Below are 2,618 nucleotides of genomic sequence, written 5' to 3'. Positions count from 1 at the left end.
TGCGTATTTCGCAAAAACGGGACAGCGGTTTCGCTAACTGAGGGACAGCAGTTTCGCTAATTCGCGGACAGCGTGGCGGCGCTGGCTTTTGGTTGCCTGGTTGCTGAAGTCAATTGGTATTCGTTTCGCTGTTTTCGATATCGGTCAAGGGGCGCGCGGCTTTTTTCCTTCGCATGCTGTCGCCTTCAAGGGCGACACGATGGGCATTGTGGATGATCCGGTCGAGGATGGCATCGGCGATGGTGGGTTCTCCGATCATGTCATGCCATTGGGCAACGGGCAGCTGGGCGGTGATGAGGGTGGATTTGCGCCTGTAGCGCTCTTCGAAGATTTCGAGGAGATCGAGTCGCTGCTGATCGTTGAGAGTGTGGGTTCCCCAGTCGTCGAGAATGAGCAACTGAACACGTGCCAGCTTGTCGATGAGGCGCGGGAAGCGACCGTCGAGACGGGCCATGGCGAGGTCCTCGAACAGGCGCGGCACACGCAGATAGAGGACGGAATGATCGAGCCTGGCCGCTTGGCGTCCGAAGGCGCAGGCCAACCAGGTTTTGCCGGTACCGGTTTGACCGGTGAGAATGAGGTTCTCGTGGGCCTTCAGCCAGGCGCCTTGCGCCAGCTGCAGGGTGTTGCGCCGGTCAAGGCCGCGGCGGGACGCGAAGTCGATATCTTCGATACAGGCATCGACGAAGCGCAGCTTGGCTGCGGCGAGGCGATTGGTCAGGCGCCGGTCGGCGCGGATGGCGGCTTCGCGATCCAGCATCAGGCCGAGCCACTCGTCGCGGCTGAGATCGGCGGCATTGTCCTGTTCAGCCAATTGCCGGTAGGCGGCCGCCATTCCAGCAAGGCCGAGGGCCTGCATCTGGTCGAGGGTCGGATGGGTTAGCATCATGATGGTCCTTTCCTTCATTGATAATAGGCTCCGCCACGAATGTTGGCGTGTGAGGGCGCGGCTTTGACGGGTTCGGCGGCGGGGCTCGCGCGGTCGAGCCCGGATTTGAGGATGGCGCTCACGGAGGAGTAGCTGATCGCGTTGATGGCGAGCGCCCTCTCGCAGGCTGTTTCCAGCCGACTGCGCTCGTAGCGCCGCGCCAGGGCGATGATCCCCATCGCGGAGCGATAACCCTGCTCGGGATGCGGGCGCTCACGCATCATCCGCTCCACCAGGGTCGCGGCGTTGACGCCGATCCGCCCCGCCATCTTGATCAAGCTCGCCGGCGTCATATTGGCGTAACGCTGATGAGCCTTGGGCATGTGCTCGTTCACGGTGACATGGCCGCTACGCTGAGAGCGGCGCACATGGCTGGCGACACGCGTGTGATCCTGGAAAATCTCAACAGCCCGATAGGTGAGCCGGACGTCCACCCGACGACCGATCAGCCGGTGCGGCACCGAGTAAAAGGTCTTGTCGACTTCGACGTGATAATCGGGGTGGACCTTGGCCGTCTTCCATTCGGCGTATTCGAATGGCTCGCTCGGCAGCGGTGCCAGCGCGGTGCGTTCGATCTCCTCGAACAGCTGGCGGCGGGATTTGCCGATATGGCGCATCGGCCGATTGTTCAGCTCCTCGAGCAAACTGCCGATCGCGGTATTGAGATCGGCCAAGTTGAAGAACCGCCGGTGGCGCAGCCGTGCCAAAATCCAGCGCTCGACAATCAGCACCGCGCCTTCAACCTTGCCCTTGTCGCGTGGCTTGCGGCTGCGGGTTGGCAAAATCGTCGTGTCGTAGTGCTCGGCCATCGCGGCAAAGGTTTGGTTGAGCGTTGGCTCGAACCACAGCGCCTTGACGACCCCGGCCTTCAGATTGTCGCAGACGATCGCCTTGGGAACGCCGCCGAAGTACGACAGGGCCCGGGTCTGGCCTTCGATCCAATCTGGTAGTCGCTGACCGAAGCTCCCCATAGCGAAGGTCAGCGACGAGGCCCCGAGCACCGCAACAAATATCTGCGCCTGACGGATCTCGCCGGTTTGCGGGTCGATCACCTCCACCGTCGGGCCGGCATAGTCGGTCTGCATCACCGCACCCGCCGCGTGGCGGTGGCGGAAGGTCGGGTTCGCCCGACGCTGATAGGCGGCAAACCTCTCGCAGAACCACGTGTAACCATAGCCGTCGGGATGCGCCGTCCGGTATTCCTGCCAAAGCAGCGTCAACGTCACGCCCTTGCGCTTGAGTTCCTGCGCCACTCGTGGCCACTCAGGTTCGCTCAAGTCCTGAGGCGGGCGCCCGACCCGCCGGAACAAAGCCCGCTGTAACGCCGCCTCGCTCTCGTAAATCGCCGGCAGCGGCCAGCTTAAACCCGCTTCACGCGCCCGCAGCAGGTAGGTGGCAACCGAGGTCTTGCTGATCTGCAGCCGTTCCGAGATCGCCCGAACCGACAGGCCTTGCTCGTACGTCAGCCTCAGGATCGATCGTAGGTCCTTCACAGTGGTTCGTTTCGCTTGCTTCCGTCTTGGCATCGCCCCTCTCAAACTCAGCTTGAGAAGGGACATTGCCTGAACGGCGCTCCCAAAAACCAACCCCCACAACTGTCCGCGATTTAGCGGAATCCCTGTCCCGGAATTACTGAAATCGCTGTCCGCGAATTACCGAAATCGGTGTCCGGGAATTGCCGAAACACGCA

The 2,618-nt window shown here is 62.1% G+C and carries 2 protein-coding genes; both read right to left on the bottom strand.

Annotated features, from left to right (window positions below):
• Nucleotides 1–109 precede the first annotated feature (109 nt).
• The gene (gene istB / locus IVB22_RS37100; protein WP_247522099.1) at nucleotides 110–886 is read right to left on the bottom strand and encodes an IS21-like element helper ATPase IstB; all 777 of its coding nucleotides are present in this window, start codon (nucleotides 884–886) and stop codon (nucleotides 110–112) included.
• 17 nt (nucleotides 887–903) lie between these two features.
• A complete protein-coding gene (istA, locus tag IVB22_RS37095; protein WP_247522098.1) occupies nucleotides 904–2,454 on the bottom strand; it encodes an IS21 family transposase in 1,551 nt (516 codons plus the stop codon).
• Nucleotides 2,455–2,618: the final 164 nt, after the last annotated feature.

Source organism: Bradyrhizobium sp. 190, assembly GCF_023073415.1.
Classification (GTDB): domain Bacteria; phylum Pseudomonadota; class Alphaproteobacteria; order Rhizobiales; family Xanthobacteraceae; genus Bradyrhizobium.
The sequence above is the reverse complement of the archived record's forward strand: the minus strand, read 5'-3'. Positions and strand labels throughout refer to the sequence as shown.